The following is a 17051-nucleotide window of genomic DNA, read 5'->3' as shown; positions in this document are numbered from 1 at the left end:
TCGGATTGAACCCGAGGATGAGGACAAGCTGAGCCGCCGGATCGCTCCGGCGGCTTTGTCTTGGGCAGCAGAAACCCTTACTGGTTCGAGGCGACCGGCTTCACCAGCGGCGTGATGCGGCGGATGGTGACGCGGCGGTTTTCCTGGTTCGGGCCGTCGGTCCGAACCTTGAGGTAACGTTCGCCATACCCCTGGGTCGCCAGGTTTTCCGGAGGAATGCCGAAGGCATCGGTCAGCACCCGGGCGACCGATTCCGCTCGCTCGTCGGAGAGGATGAGATTGCTCTCGTCCGAGCCGACCGCATCCGTATGGCCTTCGATAAAGAACGTCTCGGACGGATCTTCCTCCAGGACCCGGTTCATCGCCTCGGCGACCCGGCGCAGCGAACTCGCCTGGTTCATCGGGATCTCGGCGCTTCCGGTCGCGAAGGTGATCGTATCGAGGTCGATGCGCGGCACCTTGTCACGGATACGGGCCGAATAGCGGACTTCATCCAGCGAATAGACGCGCTCGACCTGTTCGACCGGCGGCTGTTCGAGGAACTCGTAATAATCCCGGTCCGGCTCGCTCGAGGTGTCGATGATATAGTTCTCGATCGGCACCGTGAGCCGCATCGGCGGCAGGTCATAGCCCGGATCGCGCCAGACATAGTCGCGGTCGCGGCGCTCGTCCATCAGTTCCGGCGCATAATAGAGAACGTATTCATCCCCGCCCCGGACGATGCGCGACCGCTGGACGATCTCGCCGTAACGGTTGCGGATCGTGACGATGCGGGTGCCGTCGTCACGGATGAAGACTTCGCGTACCCGGCCGTCGCGCAGGCGCTCATATTCCGGCTCCCGGCCGTCGACGTAGAAGCGACGGCTGTCGTCATGGCGGACGAAGGTCTGGTTGTCGATCGAAATGATCGTTCGCCCGCCGTCGCGATCCCGATCGCGGTCTTCGTCGCGGCTGACGTCCTCGCGGAACTCCCAGCCGCGCGGCCGGTCGAATCGCGGACGCCGGTCGAGCCGTTCGCCGCGTTCCTCGATCATGGCGCGAACCTGCTCCTCCTGCTCACGGCTGAACTGGGTATTGGCCTGGGCTTCGGCGTCGGACTTGGGCGGGGCGAGTTGCTGCTCGGTCTGCTGAGCTGGCCGGCGGCGCGGCCGCTCGCCTTCACGGGGCGGTCGCGGCTCTTCCTTGGCGCTGTCGAGCACCGCAGCACCGTTCTCGACGGGCAGCAGGACCTGCTCGCCCTCGCGGGCCGAAGACGGGTCGCGGGCGATCTGACGGGCCCGTTCGATCTGCTCGGGTGTGCGCGGCGGTTCGGGCCGGGCCTGCTGCTGATCTTCCAGCGGCTCGCCGGGAGCGGGTCGGGCCGGGCTGGCCTGGTCGCGCGGGGTCTCTCCCCGGGGCGGCAGCAGCGGCTGGCCTTCCGTTGTCTGACGGCGCGGCTGTTCGCCCCGGGCAGGTTGCCCCTCGGTGGTCTGGCCTTCCCTTGCCGGCGGCCGGGGACGCGTGTCCTGCGCAGTACCTCTGCCGGAATCCTGATCCCGGGCATTGCGGCGGGTCGGCGCCTCCGGGGCAGCTTCAGGCGCCGCCGCACGGTCTTTCGCGCGCGGCCGGGGTGTCGGGGTTTCAGCCTGATTTTCCGTAGGGGCCGCGTTGCGATCCTGGGCATTGCGGCGCTGCTGGCGGTCACCGCCTTCCGGTGCAATCTCGCGCTGCGGCTGGGCTTCTCTCGTTGTCGGCCGCTCGGTCTCCGGAGCCGCCTGTTCACGCTGGCGGTCCCGGCGCTGCGGGCGCTCGCCGCCCTCGCCCTGTCCGGTCTGCTGTTGCTGACGACGCAGCAGACGTTCTGCGCCACCCTGGTCCTGGTCGGCCTGCTGCTGGCGGCGCTGCGGACGCTCTGCCGGTGCTTCCGCAGCCGGCCGTTCCGCCTGAGGTTCGCGGCGCGGTGCGGCTTCGCGCGGAGCTTCCGGCTCCGCCTGACGCTGGGCGCGCGGCGCCTGTCGCCGTTCGGCACCACCCTGCTCGCGGTCACCGCCCTGCTCGCGCCGCGGCCGCTGCTGTTCTCCGCCGCCTTCGCCCTCCTGCTGCTGCCGCCGCTTCCTCAACAGCAGCGGATCTTCTTCCTGGATCTTGATGATACCCGGCATCTGGCCGGCCTCGATCATGGGTTTCGGCGGCATGGCCGCCGCCGGCTGCATCATCAGCGGCAGCGAAACGAAGGGCGCTGCGACGCTGGCGAACAGTCTGAATTTCCTCGACATGGACATTTCCTCTTCTCGGGGTGCTATCCCTTTCACGCGTCCTTTATTGCCTTTTTTCAGGCGGACTTACGCTTCGGCTGAATGCTATCCAGCCGGAGATGGTTCCGTTCAAGGCTGTGCCAGCCGGTCTGAACCTCGCGTGAATGTGTTGTTCATGTTTCAGCGGCAAGTGAACGTGCACGTAAAATGCCGTTGCAATTTCGTCCGAGCCGGTATCTATAAAATCCAGAGGGGGCGAAGCGCCCCGCTCCTGACGGCAAAACAAGATGAACCATGCCGTCGGCGCTGCCAACAGAGAGGATCATCATGAATATCTCCACCCGCTTCTTCGCCGCCGCTTCGATCGCCGCGCTGTCGCTCTTCGCCGGCTCGGCGATCGCTCAGGAAAAGCTCGTGATCGGCACGGAAGGCGCCTATCCCCCCTTCAACAATCTCGAAGCCAATGGCGAGCTCACCGGCTTCGACGTCGATATCGCCAAGGCGCTCTGCGAGGAGATGAAGGTCACCTGTACTTTCGTCACCAACGACTGGGACGGCATCATTCCGGCACTGCAGTCGAAGAAATTCGACGCGATCATCGCCTCCATGTCGATCACGCCGGAGCGCGAGGAACAGGTCACCTTCTCCAAGAAATATTACAACACGCCGCCGGCGATCGCCGTGCCGAAGGATTCGCCGATCAAGGACGTGGCCGGCCTCAAGGGCAAGACGATCGGCGCACAAGGGTCGACCACCCACTCCAACTATGCCGAAAAGCACATGCCGGATTCCGAGCTGAAGCTCTATCCGACGGCTGACGAATACAAGCTCGACATTGCCAACGGCCGTATCGACGCCGTCATCGACGACATCGTCGTGCTCTCCGAATGGCTTAAGTCGGATGCCGGCAACTGCTGCAAGATCCTTTCGCCCCTGCCGATCGATCCGGAGATCAACGGCGCAGGCGCAGGCGTCGCGGTGCGCAAGGGCGAAACCGCGCTGGCCGACAAGTTCACGACTGCGATCGCCGCGATCCGCGCCAACGGCAAGTACAAGGAAATCAACGACAAATATTTCGACTTCGACGTTTACGGCGACAAGTAATCGTCTGAATAGCCCTGACAATCCGGCGGAAGGCTTGCCCTTCCGCCGTTTTTCTTTTTAATGAGACCAACATAACATCAGCGGCGCGACAGAAGCCGCGGGGGAAAACGACCTTATGAGCGGATTCTTTTCCGCCCTCTTTGGCGCGCTCGATCCGCTTTGCGGTCCTATCGGCCTTTTTTCACTGTTCGGTTCGGGCACGCTTGTCGCCTGTGGTGAAGCCGGCTGGGGCGACGAAATCGCTTTTGGCGTAAAAGTGACTATCTCATTGGCGCTTGCCACGCTTCCTGTCGGGCTCGTGATCGGCTTTCTGATCGCGCTTGCGGCGCAATCCGAGGAAAAGCTGCTGAGGCTTGCCGCCGGCATCTACACGACGATCTTCCGCGGTCTGCCGGAACTCCTCACCCTCTTCATCGTCTATTACGGCCTGCAGATCCTCATCCAGTCGGTGCTTTCCTCCCTCGGCTACGAAGGGCGTATCGAGATCAACGCCTTCCTGGCCGGCATGGCGGCGCTGGCGGTCGTCTTCTCCTCCTATTCGTCCGAGGTGCTGCTGTCGGCCTTCCGGGCGATCCCGCGCGGACAGTACGAGGCGGGCGACGCTCTCGGCCTGCGGCGCTGGCGCACCATGCGGCTTATCATCCTGCCGCAGCTCATCCGCATCGCCCTTCCGGGCCTCACAAATCTCTGGCTGATCCTTTTGAAGGATACGTCCTACGTCTCGGTCATCGGGCTTGCCGATATCCTGCGCCAGACCGGCATCGCCGCGCGCGTCAGCAAGGAGGCCTTCTTCTTCTATCTCATCGCCTGCATGCTTTACCTGATTCTGGCGATGATTTCGTCCTTTGGCCTCGGTTTCATCGAGCGCTGGGCCAAACGTTCGGAGGTCAGCCGATGACCGCCGTTACGGAACTCATCCCGCCTCAGCCTGCCCCCGCGGCCGTGAAACGAAAACTCGGCGCCGCCAGGATCGCCGGCATGGCGGTTCTTGCCGTTTGGGTGCTGCTGGCCATCGCACTCGCCGGCATGGTCATCGGCGGCTGGGATCAGGCCAAATTCCTGCGCTACGGGCCGCGCTATCTCCATGGCCTATGGGTGACCATCTCGCTGGTCGGGCTTGCCGTCATCCTCGGCGCGATCCTGTCGTTGCCGATCGCTTTTGCACGCATGTCGAAGAACCGTTTCCTGAACGGCATCGCCTATGCCTATGTCTATGTCTTCCGCAGCACGCCGCTGCTTGCCCAGCTCTTCCTGATCTATTACGGGCTCGGCAGTTTCCGCCCGCAACTGGAGGCCGTCGGTCTCTGGTGGTTCTTCCGCGAGGCCTGGTATTGCGGCCTCTTCTCGTTCGTGCTCAACACCGCCGCCTATCAGGCGGAAATCCTGCGCGGCGCGATCGAGAGCGTGCCCCGTGGCCAGCATGAGGGTGCGGCGGCACTCGGCATTTCGAAATATATCACCTTCCGCAAGATCATCCTGCCGCAGGCGCTCATCGTGGCACTCCGCCCCTATGGCAACGAGATCGTGCTGATGATGAAAGGCTCGGCGGTTGTCGCCATCGTCACCGTCTACGACCTGATGGGCGAGACGCGTTATGCCTTCTCGCGCACCTTCGACTACCAGGCCTATCTCTGGGCGGCGATCTTCTATCTTGCCATCGTCGAGGCGTTGCGGCACGTGTGGGCCTTCCTCGAAGCCCGCCTGACACGCCATCTGAAGCGTTAGCAGCACTCGCCGAAATTCGCTGCTAACATACTGAATATTTTCACGAATACCTCCTTATGAAGCAATTGTAAAGCCTCGGTTAACCGTGGCATGCTCCCCTTGTCGGGTGACGTGAAAGCGTCATCCGGAAAACAAGAAATGGGAACTGCTGATGTCTGAAATGGAAATGATGCTGAAGGGCTACGGCCTCACCACGGCGCAGATTTTCTACCGCCTGCCCGATCCCCCCGTGCTGCTGCAAAGCTATGTCTGGCAGGACTACGATCTCGCGCCCGATTTTCCCGCCATGAAGGATTTCCTGAAGTTCTGGCAGGAGAAGCTCGACGGACCGCTGCATTCGGTCCATTACGTCCACCGCAAGCTGATCTCGGCCAGCGAGTGGCGCTCGGTCAAGGGAGAGATCGTGGTCCACTGACGGAGCGTGGACGCCTACGGCCTAGACATGCACCTCGCCGTGGGCGAATTCGCCCTCATCGGGTTCGCGATGCATGGCGGCATATAGGATGGCGCCGTAGAAAAGTGCGACGACCATTGTCACGCTCCACCCCGGCAGCGGCCCAAGCGCCGCGTTCTGCACCGCCTCGGAAATCGTAGAGACGCCATCTGTCGCCGGTTGATCAGGCAGGAGCTTGGGCGTCGATATCTTCAGGAACCATGCAAACAGCAGGATGAGGTACATCCAGACGTAGTTGCGCCGGATACGCCGGAACAACGCCTCGCGATAGCTGATGATGAAGCGGGGATTGCGCAGGCTTCCGGCAATGCCCGCCGCCCAATCCGGCCTGAGATCGGCCTGCGGATCGAGCGCCTGCGCGAAATAGTGCCGCTCCAGCTTGCGCACCCTGGCGCGGTAGACATCGAAGAAGCGGTAGCGCCGCGCCTCGATCAGCAGAAGCAGCGATACCAGCAGCATGGCGAAGATCACCACGCCGTGATGCGAAGTCGGCGTCGACAGCGAGATCGACAAGAGTGCCGCCACCATTGTGATCGCCCAGTTGGAGGTGCGGTCGATGCGGTCGCGCCAGCTCGTCATCCGGCCCAGCTCGCCGCGGTAGTAGTGGATGATCATATTGGCCTTCTCACCGGACGTGATCGGCAGCATGGGCGCCCGCCGCTCGACATTCTTCTCCAGTACACTCGGCTCCTCGACCGCGGCCATGATCCTTTCCTCCCAAGGTTTTATTTGCTTTATCTTTCAACGAACGAACCGGCACGGCGTTCCGTCTCATGGACAAACGCCGGCCGGCGGCTTAAAGCCGCTGCCAAACGAGGAATGCGACCATGAAGAAGATCGACGAGGAAGCGCTGGCAGAGGCCTATAACCGGGCGCTCGCGCTGGAAAAGGCGGGCGACGTCGACGCCGCCGTGAACGCCTACAGACAGGTGCTGGAGATCGATCCGGAAGACCACGGCGGGGCTGCCGTTCGCATCGCCGCCATGGGCCGTGGCGAGACGCCGCCAAAGGCGCCGGACGCCTATGTCGAAACCCTCTTCGACCAGCATGCAGGAAGCTTCGAGGACATCCTGGTCGAACAGCTCGGTTACGCCGTGCCGGTCATGGTGCGCCAGCGCCTGCAGGCATTGGAGCTCGGGCCTTTCAAACGCATGCTCGATCTCGGCTGCGGCACGGGCTTGACCGGCGGCACGCTGCGGGACATGGTCGACGATATCACCGGCATCGACCTTTCCGAGAACATGGTCGAGATCGCCCATGAGAAGGATCTCTACGAAACGCTCTACGTCGCGGAAGTCGAGGATTTTCTCGAAGATAACGACGACGAACCGTTCGATCTCGTAACCGCCACGGACGTACTTCCCTATCTCGGCGCACTCGAACCGCTCTTCTTCGGCGCGGCGGAGAACATGGTTCCCGGCGGCATCTTCGTCTTCTCGTCCGAAACCCTGCCGGCATCCGACGGTCGGCCCTATGTCGTCGGGCCGCACCAGCGCTTCCTTCATTCGGAAGCCTATATCCGCACGCGGCTCGCCGACACCGGCTTCGAGATCGTCGAGATTTCGGAGATCAACGTACGCATGCAGGACGGGCATCCGAGCCCGGGCCATCTGGTCATTGCGCGGTTGAGGGGTTAGTTTTCCCGCCGACAGAGGGAGGAATCGCGATGAGCCCGCAGCGCTATCTTCTCGCGCAGGCCTATAACAATGCCTGGGCCAATCACCGGCTCCTGAAAGCCTGTGGCCGGCTTTCGCCGGAAGAAGTCGCCGCAAAGCGTGTCAGCTTCTTTCCGTCGATCATCCATACGCTGAACCATATCCTGACGGTCGACTGGCTTTATATCAGTGCACTCGAAGGCAACTGCATAGGTGCGGCGGCCTTCGATCCGGAAATCCCTTTCCCCTTCTTCGCTGATTTGGAACGCGAGCAGCGGGCCGCCGACCGACGCCTCATCGATCACTGTCGTGGCCTCGATACCGAGACGCTCACACAAGAGGTTCGCATCCCGCGCCAGACCCATGTGCAGGTGGAGAACACCGATCGCGTGTTGCTGCATCTCTTCCAGCACCAGATTCATCACCGCGGCCAGGTTCACGCCATGCTGTCGGGAACATCCGTCCCTCCGCCGCAGCTCGATGAATTCTTTGCCGCCGACGAGGAACAATTGCGAAAACAGGATTTTGCCGAACTCGGTTTCACCGAAGCCATGATCTGGAGTTGATCTGAACCATGCTTTATTTCGTCATCAAGGCCCTGCATCTCCTTTCCGACTTCCTGCTGATCGGCGGCATGCTGATCAATGCCTTCGTCATCGGCATGGTCCCGCCGGCGATCCGCGTGGGCGTCATCTCGGCGCTGCGCAGGTATGACCGCATCGTGACCACCGCAGCGCTGGGCGGCGCATGGATCTTCGGCCTCTGGCTCGCCTTCGGTTACGGTTTCTACACAAGCGGCTGGTTCGGCTTCAAATTCCTCATCGTCGTCGTGCTGTCGGCCCTGCACGGCATGCAGGGTGGCTGGATGCGTCGCATGGAGGCCGATCCGAAACTCGATCCGCCGGCCTTCGTACGCGCCGGCATGCCGATCATTCTCATCTCGGTCGTGCTGATCGTGGCACTGGCAGTGATCAAGCCGTTCTGATCCCGGCGATGTCTCCGCCCCGCACCGCGATCAGGACAGATCGCCTGGTCCTTCGTCCGACCTTTGCCACCGACGCGGAACGCGCATTCGAAATCCAGTCGGACTGGGAGGTCACGCGCATGTTGCGCATGGCCTCCTTTCCACCCGACCGGCAAGCAACCTTCGACTGGTTCGCCGACCATGAACGGGAATGGTCGGCCGGTGAGGCCTACCGTTTCGCCGTCGAACTTGGCGGTCGCATGGTGGGCCTTGTCGATGTCGATGAGATCAAAGATGGCGAGGGCGACCTCGGTTACTGGCTGGATCGAGCTGCCTGGGGGCGTGGCTATGCATTCGAGGCCGCGAACGCGGTGGTCCGCTTCGCCTTCGGCGAGACCGGTCTTTCGACGCTGAAATCCGGGCATGCAGCGGACAATCCCGCCTCCGGGCGTGTCCTGGCCAAGCTCGGCTTCGTCCCGGTCGACATCGTGGAACGCTTTTCCCGGCCGCGCGGCGAAACCATCCAACAATGCCGGTATGTGCTCGCGTGCCGCTAGAGGTCAGGTTTTCGGCAGTTCGGCCGGCGGTTCGACATCGGAGGGCGCTGCCGGCTCATCATGAGCCTTGTTCAGTTCAACTCCGCTCAGCTCTGAAGACACCGCAGGCTGCTCGCCTGCGCTCTCCTCGGCGGCGACCTTCTCCAGTATCTCCGCTTCCTCTGTCCGGTAATGCACTTGGTCGAGGCTGCCGAGCATGCCGTTGGCGATCTCCCGCTCGCCCATGATCGTCCTGTCGGCGCCGAGTTTTTCCAGATACTCGATCTCGGCATCGGAATTCGCGCGGCAGAGGATGAGCAGCGCCGGGTTTACCTGCCGCGCCTGCATGACCACGTTACCCGCTTCGAAGGCGTTCGGGATCGCCACGACAAGGCTTTTGGCCGCACCGAGATTGGCAAGCTCCAGCACCTTGGGTGAAGCGGCATTGCCGACGATCACCTCGATGCCCTTTTTCAACAGTTCCTGGACGCGGTTTTCGGAATCCTCGATCACCAGGAACGGAATGCCGGAGGATTTCAGGTTGGCGACGACGATGCTGCCGACCCGTCCGTAGCCGACCACGACGGCATGGCCGCTCAGTCGCGTTGCGGCCACCTCGCCATCCTCGCCGGCCGTCGTCAATACGGGCTCACTCTCCTCCAGCCTGGCGGAAGCCTCCGCCTCGGTCATCGGACCGCTCCCTTCCATAGCTACCTCGGCATCGCTCGGAGTCTCGGCCGGCGCGCGATAGATGCGCGCCTCAAGCCCCGGCCTGATCTTGTCGCAAAGATAGAACATGACCGGGTTCAGGATGATCGAGATGATCGCGCCGGCCAGGATCAGGTCGCGCCCCTCTTCCGGCAGCATGTTCAGGCCGACGCCGAGTTCTGCAAGAATGAAGGAGAATTCGCCGATCTGCGCGAGGCTTGCTGAAATCGTCAGCGCAGTGCCCGCCTTGTGGCCGAATGCCATCACGATCAGGAAAGCGGCGATCGACTTGCCGATAACGATGATGAACACCGTGCCGAGCAGGGTCAGCGGGCTGTTGAGCACGATCGACGGATCGAACAGCATGCCCACCGACACGAAGAAAAGCACCGCGAAGGCATCCCGCAAGGGCAGGCTTTCCTGTGCGGCCCGGTGCGACAGCTCGCTTTCAGACAGGATCATGCCGGCGAAGAACGCGCCGAGCGCCAGCGACACGCCGAAAAGTTTTGCCGCGCCGAAGGCAACGCCGAGCGCGATCGCCAGCACGCCCAGCCGGAAGAGTTCGCGCGAGCCGCTATGGGCGATGCGATGCAGGATCGCCGGGATGACCCGTCTTCCGACCACCAGCATCAGGCCGAGGAAGGCAGCGACCTTCAACAGCGTCACGCCGATGATGCCCGTGATCCCGAGGTCGATGTTGAGGAGTTGCGCGACGGCGATCGCCACCGGGTCCGAATGCGTCGCCTCGCCGCCGATGCTCGCCAACGCCGGGATCAGCACCAGTGCCAGAACCATGGCGAGATCCTCGACGATCAGCCAGCCGACGGCGATCTTGCCACGATCTGTCTCGACCAGGCGGCACTCCTGGAGCGCCTTCAGAAGCACCACGGTGGAGGCGACGGACAGGGCAAGGCCGAAGACGAGGCTGCCGCCGAGCGGCCACCCCAGCAGCGTTCCCATGCCCCAGCCGAGCAGCGTGGCAAAGCCGATCTGCACGATCGCCCCGGGCACGGCGATACCGCGCACGGACAAGAGGTCCTTGAGCGAAAAATGCAGGCCGACGCCGAACATCAGCAGGATGACACCGATTTCAGCCAATTCCGGCGCAAGGCTCTGGTCCGCCACGAAACCGGGCGTATGCGGACCGACAAGGATGCCCGCGAAGAGATAACCGACCAGCGGCGGCAAGCGGAAACGATTGGCGATGGCGCCGAAGATGAACGCAAGCACAAGACCGCCGACGATCGTGGAAATCAATGGCGTCTCATGCGGCATCGACGTCTCCCTCTGGAAATCTCCTGACAAACCTGCCATATATGGCTTATGTTGACCAATATGGGCAGCTTTGACACATGGGTCAAGACGCAAGGCAGATGATTTTGACGCCGGCTTTGTGCCGCGCGGCCAGAGGCCTTCTCGATTGGACGCAAAGCGATCTCGCGGAGCGTTCGGAAGTCTCCCGCAGCACGATCCGCGACTTCGAAGGCAGCCGCCACGACATTCACCGCGCGACCGCTGCGCAGCTTCGTCGCGCCTTCGAAGAAGGCGGCGTGATCTTCATGGACGTGGATGGCTGCGGCATGGGCGTCTGCCAGAGGAATGGCAGCCTGCCGCAAGCCTGATATCTCCCGGCAGCGGGCAAAAAGACAGGACTGCCGGCAGACTCTGCTTTTCGAGACGGTCGCATTGCTCTAATCCTCCCTACCGCACACAAGGAGATTCAGCATGGCGAAGGTGGCATTCATCGGTCTTGGGGTCATGGGGTTCCCGATGGCGGGGCATCTTAAGGAAAAAGGCGGCCATGACGTCACCGTCTATAACCGCACCGCGTCCAAGGCTGCCGAATGGGTCAAGAGATATGGCGGCAAGGCTGGCGCCACGCCCGCCGAAGCGGCGAAGGATGCCGATTTCGTCTTCACCTGCGTCGGCAATGACGAAGATCTCCGCTCGGTGACATTGACCGAAACGGGTGTGCTTGCCGGCATGAAGCCAGGCTCGATCCTGATCGACAATACGACCGCCAGCGCCGAAGTCGCCCGCGAACTGGAAGCCGCCGCCGGGGAAAAAGGCATCGGCTTCATCGACGCCCCCGTCTCCGGCGGCCAGGCGGGCGCAGAGAACGGCGTGCTCACCGTTATGTGCGGCGGCGATCCGGCGACCTTCGACAAGACAAAGCCGGTCATCGACGCCTACGCCCGCATGGTTGGTCTGATGGGGCCGGCAGGCAGCGGCCAGCTCACCAAGATGATGAACCAGATCTGCATTGCGGGCATCGTCCAGGGGCTGGCGGAAGCCGTCCATTTCGGCAAGCAGTCCGGCCTCGATATCGAGAAGGTCATCGAGGTGATTTCCAAGGGAGCCGCCGGCTCGTGGCAGATGGAAAACCGCTACAAGACGATGATCGCCGGCAAATATGATTTCGGCTTTGCCGTCGACTGGATGCGCAAGGATCTCGACATCGTGCTCACCGAGGCCCGCCGCAACGGCGCGAAGCTGCCGCTGACGGCGCTTGTCGACCAGTTCTACGGCGACGTACAGGCGATGGGCGGCAATCGCTGGGACACGTCCTCGCTGCTGGCAAGGCTTGAAAAATGAAGCTGGCGCCGGATTCTCCTGCCGAGGATATCGTTGCGCATCTTCAGACGCTGCGCAACGAGGCCAATATCGCCGGCATGAGCCGCTTCGGCATCGATACCGCCACTGCGCTCGGCATCACCACGCCGCAGATGAAGGCGATCGTTCGCCAGGTCAAGAAAGATCACGCCCGCGCGCTGAAGCTCTGGAATACGGGGCTTCGCGACCCCCGTATGGCTGCCATCCTCACAGCCGATCCGAAAATGCTGACCAGGGCGGAGGCCAAGCTCTGGGCGGACGATTTCAATTCGTGGGAGATCGTCGATACCGCCGCCGACCTCTTCACCAAAACGCCGTTCTGGAAGGAACTCGTCGCTGAATTCGCGGAGGACGAGCGGGAATTCGTGCGCCGCACCGCTTTTGCGATGATCGCCGGCGCGGTCGTGCACAACAAGAATGAGCCGGACGAGACGTTCATCACCTACCTGCCGCTGATCGAGGCCCATTCCGCCGATCCGCGCAATTTCGTGAAGAAGGCGGTCAACTGGGCGCTGCGCAATATCGGCAAGCGCAACCGGACCTGTCACACCCCTGCGCTTGCCTTGTCACAGAAGCTCGCCGCGGCTGCCGACAAGACTGCCCGCTGGATCGGCAAGGATGCCGTGAGAGAGCTGTCGAACGAAAAGATTCTGGCGCGGCTGAAGTAGCCTTTAATCCTCTCCCGACTTCTGGTTGTCGAGCACCATATAGTCGAGCGGCAGTTCGGTCGTGTATTTGATCTGCTCCATGGCAAACGCCGAGGAAACGTCGCGGATCTCGATCTTGGCGATCAGCCGCTTGTAGAAGGCGTCATAGGAGCCGATATCCGGCACGACGACCCGCAGAAGATAATCGACGTCGCCGCTCATGCGGTAGAATTCAACGACTTCCGGGAAATCCACGACGACTTCGGAAAAGCGCTTCAGCCATTCGATCGAGTGGCTGGCAGTGCGGATCGACACGAAGACGGTGACCTTGGTGTTGACCTTGACCGGATCGAGCAGCGCGACGCGGCGGCGGATGACGCCGTCCTCTTCCATCTTCTGAATGCGCCGCCAGCAGGGCGTGGTCGACAAGCCCACCTTCTTCGCGAGGTCCGCGACGGCGAGAGTGGAATCTTCCTGCAGAATGCGCAGGATCTTGCGGTCCAGGCGGTCCATTGACAGTCCTTTCGAAATGATTTTTCGTTATACACATAAATCATAGCAGTTAACCGAATTTTGTTTCAACGGATCAGGCTATCCACATTCTGTCGCAGAACCGGCAGCACCTCGGCCTCGAACCAGGAATTCTTCTTCAGCCAGCCGGTGTTGCGCCAGCTCGGATGCGGCAGCGGCAGAACGCGCGGCGCCTCGTTCACGAAGAAATGTTCGCGCCAGTTCCGGACCGTTTCCGTCATGCCCTTCTTTGTGCGGCTGCCGAGATGCCAGCCATGCGCATAACCGCCGACGGCGAGCACGAGCTCGATCTGCGGCATGGCGGCGATTGCTCTTTGCCTCCACAATGGCGCGCATTCCCGCCTCGGCGGCAGGTCGCTGCCCTTGTCGTCGTAGCCGGGAAAACAGAAACCCATCGGCACGATCGCGAACCGGTCGGGATCGTAGAACTCCTCGCGGCTGACGGCCATCCAGTCGCGCAGCCGATTGCCGGAGGCATCGTTGAAGGGAAGCCCGCTTTCGTGCACGCGCAGGCCCGGCGCCTGCCCGGCGATCAGCACCCGGGCCGTTCGCGAAAGCACGGCCACCGGCCGCGGCTCGTGGGCCAGGCGGTCGCCCTCGCCTTTCGCCGGCGTGTCCCGACAGACGCGGCACGCGGCGATCGCGGCCCGCAGCGTCTCGATCTCCTCATCACGATCGACAATCCGGTCCATGCCTATTCCCAATAGATCACCTGCTTCACCCAGTCCATGAACGTCTCCAAAAGGTTCGGGTCGTCCATCATGCCGCGGGATGTGCGCCAGTCCCGCGGGTCTTCGAATTGTCCGGCCCAGAGCCCCCGCCGTTCCCGCCGGGCGGCCGCCTGTTCCTCGGCATAGCGGCCGGAGGCGATCGCCAGCCCCTGCCGCACCAGCGCGGCGTTGATATTCGACGTGCCCGCATGGCAGCGCACGAGAAGCCGGCGATAACGGTCGCGCTCGCGTCCGAGGCATTCCGTCCCGGGATCGGCCGCGAGCCTCGCCAGAAGCCGCCTCGCCTCGTCTCCGCACGCCCATGTCATGCCGCGGCCGTCCTCGCAGGTCTGACGGAGTTCCGGTGCGTCGATGCCGTTCAGCCGCAGGCGTTCACTACCCGCAGACAGCGTGTCGCCGTCTATGGCGTAGAAAGGTCCGCGGACCACGCTGTCGGCCGCCTCATCCAGCTTCGTAATGATCAGCATTAGAAGGATGAAGAAGCATGCGAGCACCACGCCGTCGCGAAGAAACCTGAATATACGCGCCACAATCCGGCCTTATTGGAAAACGGAAACTTCAGAGAAATGGCAAACAAAACCTTTCCCGGCAGGACTCTCTTAAGGATTTGCCCCTAGTCTCTCAAGCACCCGGGTAAGTAGTTCAGTAGCCATGAGTAACGGCGTCAGCACCTCGACCGACAAGATCATCGTGGATCGATCGCGCAGCCATCGCAACAAGGCTGTGTCGAAAGCCGTACGCGCCACCCGGGAACGCCTGCAGTCCAGCGCCAAGGGCAACCAGATTTTCGACCGCGACATGCTCGCCATGCATGTCAACGCAGTGCTGCAGAGCGCATCCATCATGCCGCTCTTCATCGTTCTGGTGACGGCAATCGGCGTATACCTCAATCCGGATACAGGTCTTTTCGCGTGGGCGCTCCTGATGCTGAGCGTCCACGCCATCAACGTACTTCTGGCGCGGCGCGCGAGCCGCAAGGAAATCACTGCGATCGAGACCAGGAAATGGCGCAACAGGCTGCTTGCCGCGCAGGTGCTGGTCGGTTTCGGCTGGGCGCTTTTTTCGTTTCAGAGCTGCAATACCTGCGCCGGTGACAGCTATTATTTCTACAAGGGGGCTGTTCTTCTCTTCGCGATCTCGATCACGGCGATGAGCGGCTTCATGCTGCGGCTCGGCGTGCTGTTCGGCTTCCTGCCGATGATCGCGGCCCTGCTTGCCACTGCCATTCTCTCGCGACACGTGCTCGATATCGGCCTGACGGCCATATGCGCCGTCGCTGTCGTCTTCTTCCATTACATTGCCGACCGGCTCTATCGCTCCAATCTCACGCTGATGTCCTACCAGTCGGAGAAGGACGACCTGATCGCCGAGCTCGAAGTGGCAAAGTCGATGTCGGACGAGGCGCGCCGACGCGCCGAAGAGGCGAACCTCGCCAAATCCCGCTTCCTCGCCTCCATGTCGCATGAGCTGCGCACGCCGCTCAACGCCATCCTCGGTTTTTCGGAGGTGATGAATTCGGAAGTCCTCGGCCCGCTCGCCAATCCGACCTACAAGGAATATGCGGGCGACATCCACCGCTCCGGCCAGCATCTCCTGAACCTGATCAACGAGATCCTCGATCTTTCGCGCATCGAAGCCGGCCGTTACGAGCTGAGCGAGGAGGCGCTTTCGCTTCTGGAGATTGCCGAGGACTGCATCGGCATGGTGCAGCTTCGCGCCCGCGCCAAGAACATCACCATCCGCGAACAGTTCGAGCAGCAGTTGCCGCAGGTCTGGGCCGATGAGAAGGCCCTGCGCCAGGTGCTCCTGAACCTCCTCTCCAACGCGGTCAAGTTCACGCCGCAGGGGGGCGAGGTAACCGTCAAGGTCGGCTGGACAGCCGGCGGTGGCCAGTATATGGCGATCAAGGACAATGGGCCCGGCATTCCGGAAGACGAGATTCCGGTCGTTCTCTCGGCCTTCGGCCAGGGTTCGATCACGATCAAGAGCGCCGAACAGGGCACCGGTCTCGGCTTGCCGATCGTGCAGGCGATCCTCGCCAAGCACGACGGCCAGTTCATCCTGCGCTCCAAGCTGCGCGAAGGGACCGAAGCGATCGCCATCCTCCCCGCGACCCGCGTGTTGCAAAGCGTCCCCGCCGTCGCCGATGCGCCTGCGGTCGAACGGCGGCGCCGGAGCTTTGCGTGAGGTTTGAACGCAGCCGGGCCTTTTGCATGTGCACCGATTGGTGCACAATGCACACATGACAAAACTTCTCGACCGTGCCCTGAAAATCGTTAGCCAGCTTCCTGCTGAGCGGCAGGATGAGATCGCTCGCGTTGTGCTCACCCTAGCAAGCGAGGAGGAGCTGCTTTATCAGCTTACGCCTGAGGAAGAGGCTTCCTTCGCGAAATCGCTTGATCAAGCTGCAAGACGTGAGTTCGCCAGCGAGGAACAGGTCCACGCCGTCTTTTCAAAATACGCGTCGTGAAGATCCGTTTCACGCCTGAAGCGCTCGATGAACTCCAAAAAGTCCTAGACTATATTGGAGATCGATCACCACAAGGCGCTCGGAACGTAAATGCGCGTATTCAAAGAGTCTTGGCCAATCTCTCTAGCCACCCCCTCACCGGAGCGCCAACCCAGTCTTGAGGGAATGCGGCGTGTCGCGGTGCCGCCGTATTATCTGTCTCAAGATGAAGAGATTGTCGTCGTCGGCATCCGCCACGCGGTGCGAAATCCGTCGTCCATGCCGGATCAGGAGTGACGGCAAAGTCACCCCCACACGCTGCGTACCACCACATAAAGCGTAAACAGCCCGTTGGCGCAGAGCAGGCAGAAGACGGCAAAGGAGCCGAGATCCTTGGCATGCCGGCCGACGGTGGAGATTTCCGGCGAGATGCGGTCGACCAGTTCCTCGACCGCTGTGTTGAGCGATTCGACGCTGAACAGCACCAGCATCAGGACGAGATAAACGAGATAGTCGGTCAACGTGGCGCCGACGATCGCGAAAAGCACGAGACCGGCGACGAAGGCGATCACCTCATGGCGGAAGGCCTCCTCGCGCCAGAGCCGTCTCAGCCCCTGCATCGAATAGCGCGTCGCCGCGATCAGCCGGCGGATGCCGCTCGCCCTTTCGATATCGCTGTCGAGCGGCGTCTTTTCCATGA

The 17051-nt window shown here is 62.2% G+C and carries 20 protein-coding genes; 13 read left to right on the top strand and 7 right to left on the bottom strand.

Annotated features, from left to right (window positions below; all coding sequences use genetic code 11):
• Positions 1-77: 77 nt before the first annotated feature.
• Positions 78-2255, bottom strand: a complete 2178-nt coding sequence (locus tag JL39_RS20950) for an OmpA family protein (RefSeq protein WP_037155234.1) — start codon at positions 2253-2255, stop codon at positions 78-80.
• Positions 2256-2561: 306 nt separating this feature from the next.
• On the opposite strand from JL39_RS20950, the gene JL39_RS20945 reads away from it, so the two are divergent.
• The 4 genes from JL39_RS20945 to JL39_RS20930 all read left to right on the top strand — a co-directional run bounded on the left by JL39_RS20945 (position 2562) and on the right by JL39_RS20930 (position 5478).
• The gene (locus tag JL39_RS20945) at positions 2562-3338 is read left to right on the top strand and encodes an ABC transporter substrate-binding protein (RefSeq protein ID WP_037155401.1); all 777 of its coding nucleotides are present in this window, start codon (positions 2562-2564) and stop codon (positions 3336-3338) included.
• 115 nt (positions 3339-3453) lie between these two features.
• On the top strand, positions 3454-4236 hold the full coding sequence (locus tag JL39_RS20940; RefSeq protein WP_037155231.1) for an ABC transporter permease: 783 nt from the start codon (positions 3454-3456) through the stop codon (positions 4234-4236).
• Positions 4233-5063, top strand: a complete 831-nt coding sequence (locus JL39_RS20935; RefSeq protein WP_037155228.1) for an ABC transporter permease — start codon at positions 4233-4235, stop codon at positions 5061-5063. Before JL39_RS20940 ends, JL39_RS20935 begins: the two co-directional genes overlap by 4 nt.
• Positions 5064-5211: 148 nt before the next feature.
• Positions 5212-5478 (top strand): aspartate-semialdehyde dehydrogenase, encoded by a 267-nt coding sequence (locus JL39_RS20930; protein ID WP_152601208.1) that lies wholly within the window; start codon positions 5212-5214, stop codon positions 5476-5478.
• Between the two features lie 21 nt (positions 5479-5499).
• On the opposite strand, the gene JL39_RS20925 is transcribed toward JL39_RS20930, so the two are convergent.
• Positions 5500-6222, bottom strand: a complete 723-nt coding sequence (locus JL39_RS20925; protein WP_037155222.1) for a DUF2270 domain-containing protein — start codon at positions 6220-6222, stop codon at positions 5500-5502.
• 122 nt (positions 6223-6344) lie between these two features.
• Between JL39_RS20925 and JL39_RS20920 the strand changes: the two genes are divergently transcribed.
• From JL39_RS20920 to JL39_RS20905, 4 genes are read left to right on the top strand one after another with little or no spacing between them, the layout of a single operon-like run.
• A complete protein-coding gene (locus JL39_RS20920; protein ID WP_037155218.1) occupies positions 6345-7154 on the top strand; it encodes a methyltransferase domain-containing protein in 810 nt (269 codons plus the stop codon).
• A gap of 29 nt (positions 7155-7183) precedes the next feature.
• Complete coding sequence (locus tag JL39_RS20915; protein WP_037155215.1) at positions 7184-7738, top strand: DinB family protein; 555 nt, start codon at positions 7184-7186, stop codon at positions 7736-7738.
• Positions 7739-7746: 8 nt separating this feature from the next.
• Positions 7747-8157, top strand: coding sequence for a CopD family protein (locus JL39_RS20910; RefSeq protein WP_052183020.1), 411 nt, complete (start codon positions 7747-7749; stop codon positions 8155-8157).
• 8 nt (positions 8158-8165) lie between these two features.
• Positions 8166-8693, top strand: coding sequence for a GNAT family N-acetyltransferase (locus JL39_RS20905; protein ID WP_081952921.1), 528 nt, complete (start codon positions 8166-8168; stop codon positions 8691-8693).
• Between the two features lie 3 nt (positions 8694-8696).
• Here the strand turns inward: JL39_RS20905 and JL39_RS20900 are convergent, their stop codons facing one another.
• Positions 8697-10655 (bottom strand): cation:proton antiporter, encoded by a 1959-nt coding sequence (locus tag JL39_RS20900; RefSeq protein ID WP_081952920.1) that lies wholly within the window; start codon positions 10653-10655, stop codon positions 8697-8699.
• A gap of 77 nt (positions 10656-10732) precedes the next feature.
• Between JL39_RS20900 and JL39_RS20895 the strand changes: the two genes are divergently transcribed.
• The 3 genes from JL39_RS20895 to JL39_RS20885 all read left to right on the top strand — a co-directional run bounded on the left by JL39_RS20895 (position 10733) and on the right by JL39_RS20885 (position 12661).
• Positions 10733-11002 (top strand): helix-turn-helix transcriptional regulator, encoded by a 270-nt coding sequence (locus JL39_RS20895; protein WP_037155213.1) that lies wholly within the window; start codon positions 10733-10735, stop codon positions 11000-11002.
• Between the two features lie 103 nt (positions 11003-11105).
• The gene (locus JL39_RS20890; protein WP_037155210.1) at positions 11106-11975 is read left to right on the top strand and encodes an NAD(P)-dependent oxidoreductase; all 870 of its coding nucleotides are present in this window, start codon (positions 11106-11108) and stop codon (positions 11973-11975) included.
• Entirely contained in the window at positions 11972-12661 is a 690-nt protein-coding gene (locus JL39_RS20885; RefSeq protein ID WP_037155207.1) for a DNA alkylation repair protein, read from the top strand. Before JL39_RS20890 ends, JL39_RS20885 begins: the two co-directional genes overlap by 4 nt.
• 3 nt (positions 12662-12664) lie before the next feature.
• Here JL39_RS20885 and JL39_RS20880 read toward each other — a convergent pair whose 3' ends face one another.
• From JL39_RS20880 to JL39_RS20870, 3 genes are all read right to left on the bottom strand, one after another.
• Entirely contained in the window at positions 12665-13153 is a 489-nt protein-coding gene (locus tag JL39_RS20880; RefSeq protein WP_037155205.1) for an Lrp/AsnC family transcriptional regulator, read from the bottom strand.
• A gap of 65 nt (positions 13154-13218) precedes the next feature.
• Positions 13219-13863, bottom strand: coding sequence for a uracil-DNA glycosylase family protein (locus JL39_RS20875; RefSeq protein ID WP_037155202.1), 645 nt, complete (start codon positions 13861-13863; stop codon positions 13219-13221).
• Positions 13864-13865: 2 nt separating this feature from the next.
• Positions 13866-14432: a thermonuclease family protein gene (locus tag JL39_RS20870; protein WP_037155200.1), complete on the bottom strand. Its 567-nt coding sequence runs from the start codon at positions 14430-14432 to the stop codon at positions 13866-13868.
• A 121-nt stretch (positions 14433-14553) separates the two neighbouring features.
• Between JL39_RS20870 and JL39_RS20865 the strand changes: the two genes are divergently transcribed.
• Both JL39_RS20865 and JL39_RS20860 read left to right on the top strand, forming a co-directional pair.
• Positions 14554-16089 (top strand): HAMP domain-containing sensor histidine kinase, encoded by a 1536-nt coding sequence (locus JL39_RS20865; RefSeq protein WP_037155197.1) that lies wholly within the window; start codon positions 14554-14556, stop codon positions 16087-16089.
• A 55-nt stretch (positions 16090-16144) separates the two neighbouring features.
• Positions 16145-16372, top strand: a complete 228-nt coding sequence (locus JL39_RS20860) for a hypothetical protein (protein WP_037155194.1) — start codon at positions 16145-16147, stop codon at positions 16370-16372.
• Positions 16373-16656: 284 nt separating this feature from the next.
• Here JL39_RS20860 and JL39_RS20855 read toward each other — a convergent pair whose 3' ends face one another.
• Complete coding sequence (locus JL39_RS20855) at positions 16657-17049, bottom strand: diacylglycerol kinase (RefSeq protein ID WP_037155192.1); 393 nt, start codon at positions 17047-17049, stop codon at positions 16657-16659.
• Positions 17050-17051: the final 2 nt, after the last annotated feature.

The organism is Rhizobium sp. YS-1r (assembly GCF_000757525.1).
GTDB lineage: Bacteria > Pseudomonadota > Alphaproteobacteria > Rhizobiales > Rhizobiaceae > Neorhizobium > Neorhizobium petrolearium.
The sequence above is the reverse complement of the archived record's forward strand: the minus strand, read 5'-3'. Positions and strand labels throughout refer to the sequence as shown.

What these genes read in the sequence shown, in the direction of transcription:
- JL39_RS20950 (WP_037155234.1), bottom strand. Translation starts at nt 2,255, where the DNA reads ATGTCGAGGAAATTCAGACTGTTCGCCAGCGTCGCAGCGCCCTTCGTT.
- JL39_RS20945 (WP_037155401.1), top strand. Translation starts at nt 2,562, where the DNA reads ATGAATATCTCCACCCGCTTCTTCGCCGCCGCTTCGATCGCCGCGCTG.
- JL39_RS20940 (WP_037155231.1), top strand. Translation starts at nt 3,454, where the DNA reads ATGAGCGGATTCTTTTCCGCCCTCTTTGGCGCGCTCGATCCGCTTTGC.
- JL39_RS20935 (WP_037155228.1), top strand. Translation starts at nt 4,233, where the DNA reads ATGACCGCCGTTACGGAACTCATCCCGCCTCAGCCTGCCCCCGCGGCC.
- JL39_RS20925 (WP_037155222.1), bottom strand. Translation starts at nt 6,222, where the DNA reads ATGGCCGCGGTCGAGGAGCCGAGTGTACTGGAGAAGAATGTCGAGCGG.
- JL39_RS20920 (WP_037155218.1), top strand. Translation starts at nt 6,345, where the DNA reads ATGAAGAAGATCGACGAGGAAGCGCTGGCAGAGGCCTATAACCGGGCG.
- JL39_RS20915 (WP_037155215.1), top strand. Translation starts at nt 7,184, where the DNA reads ATGAGCCCGCAGCGCTATCTTCTCGCGCAGGCCTATAACAATGCCTGG.
- JL39_RS20910 (WP_052183020.1), top strand. Translation starts at nt 7,747, where the DNA reads ATGCTTTATTTCGTCATCAAGGCCCTGCATCTCCTTTCCGACTTCCTG.
- JL39_RS20905 (WP_081952921.1), top strand. Translation starts at nt 8,166, where the DNA reads ATGTCTCCGCCCCGCACCGCGATCAGGACAGATCGCCTGGTCCTTCGT.
- JL39_RS20900 (WP_081952920.1), bottom strand. Translation starts at nt 10,655, where the DNA reads ATGCCGCATGAGACGCCATTGATTTCCACGATCGTCGGCGGTCTTGTG.
- JL39_RS20895 (WP_037155213.1), top strand. Translation starts at nt 10,733, where the DNA reads ATGGGTCAAGACGCAAGGCAGATGATTTTGACGCCGGCTTTGTGCCGC.
- JL39_RS20890 (WP_037155210.1), top strand. Translation starts at nt 11,106, where the DNA reads ATGGCGAAGGTGGCATTCATCGGTCTTGGGGTCATGGGGTTCCCGATG.
- JL39_RS20885 (WP_037155207.1), top strand. Translation starts at nt 11,972, where the DNA reads ATGAAGCTGGCGCCGGATTCTCCTGCCGAGGATATCGTTGCGCATCTT.
- JL39_RS20880 (WP_037155205.1), bottom strand. Translation starts at nt 13,153, where the DNA reads ATGGACCGCCTGGACCGCAAGATCCTGCGCATTCTGCAGGAAGATTCC.
- JL39_RS20875 (WP_037155202.1), bottom strand. Translation starts at nt 13,863, where the DNA reads ATGGACCGGATTGTCGATCGTGATGAGGAGATCGAGACGCTGCGGGCC.
- JL39_RS20865 (WP_037155197.1), top strand. Translation starts at nt 14,554, where the DNA reads ATGAGTAACGGCGTCAGCACCTCGACCGACAAGATCATCGTGGATCGA.
- JL39_RS20860 (WP_037155194.1), top strand. Translation starts at nt 16,145, where the DNA reads ATGACAAAACTTCTCGACCGTGCCCTGAAAATCGTTAGCCAGCTTCCT.
- JL39_RS20855 (WP_037155192.1), bottom strand. Translation starts at nt 17,049, where the DNA reads ATGGAAAAGACGCCGCTCGACAGCGATATCGAAAGGGCGAGCGGCATC.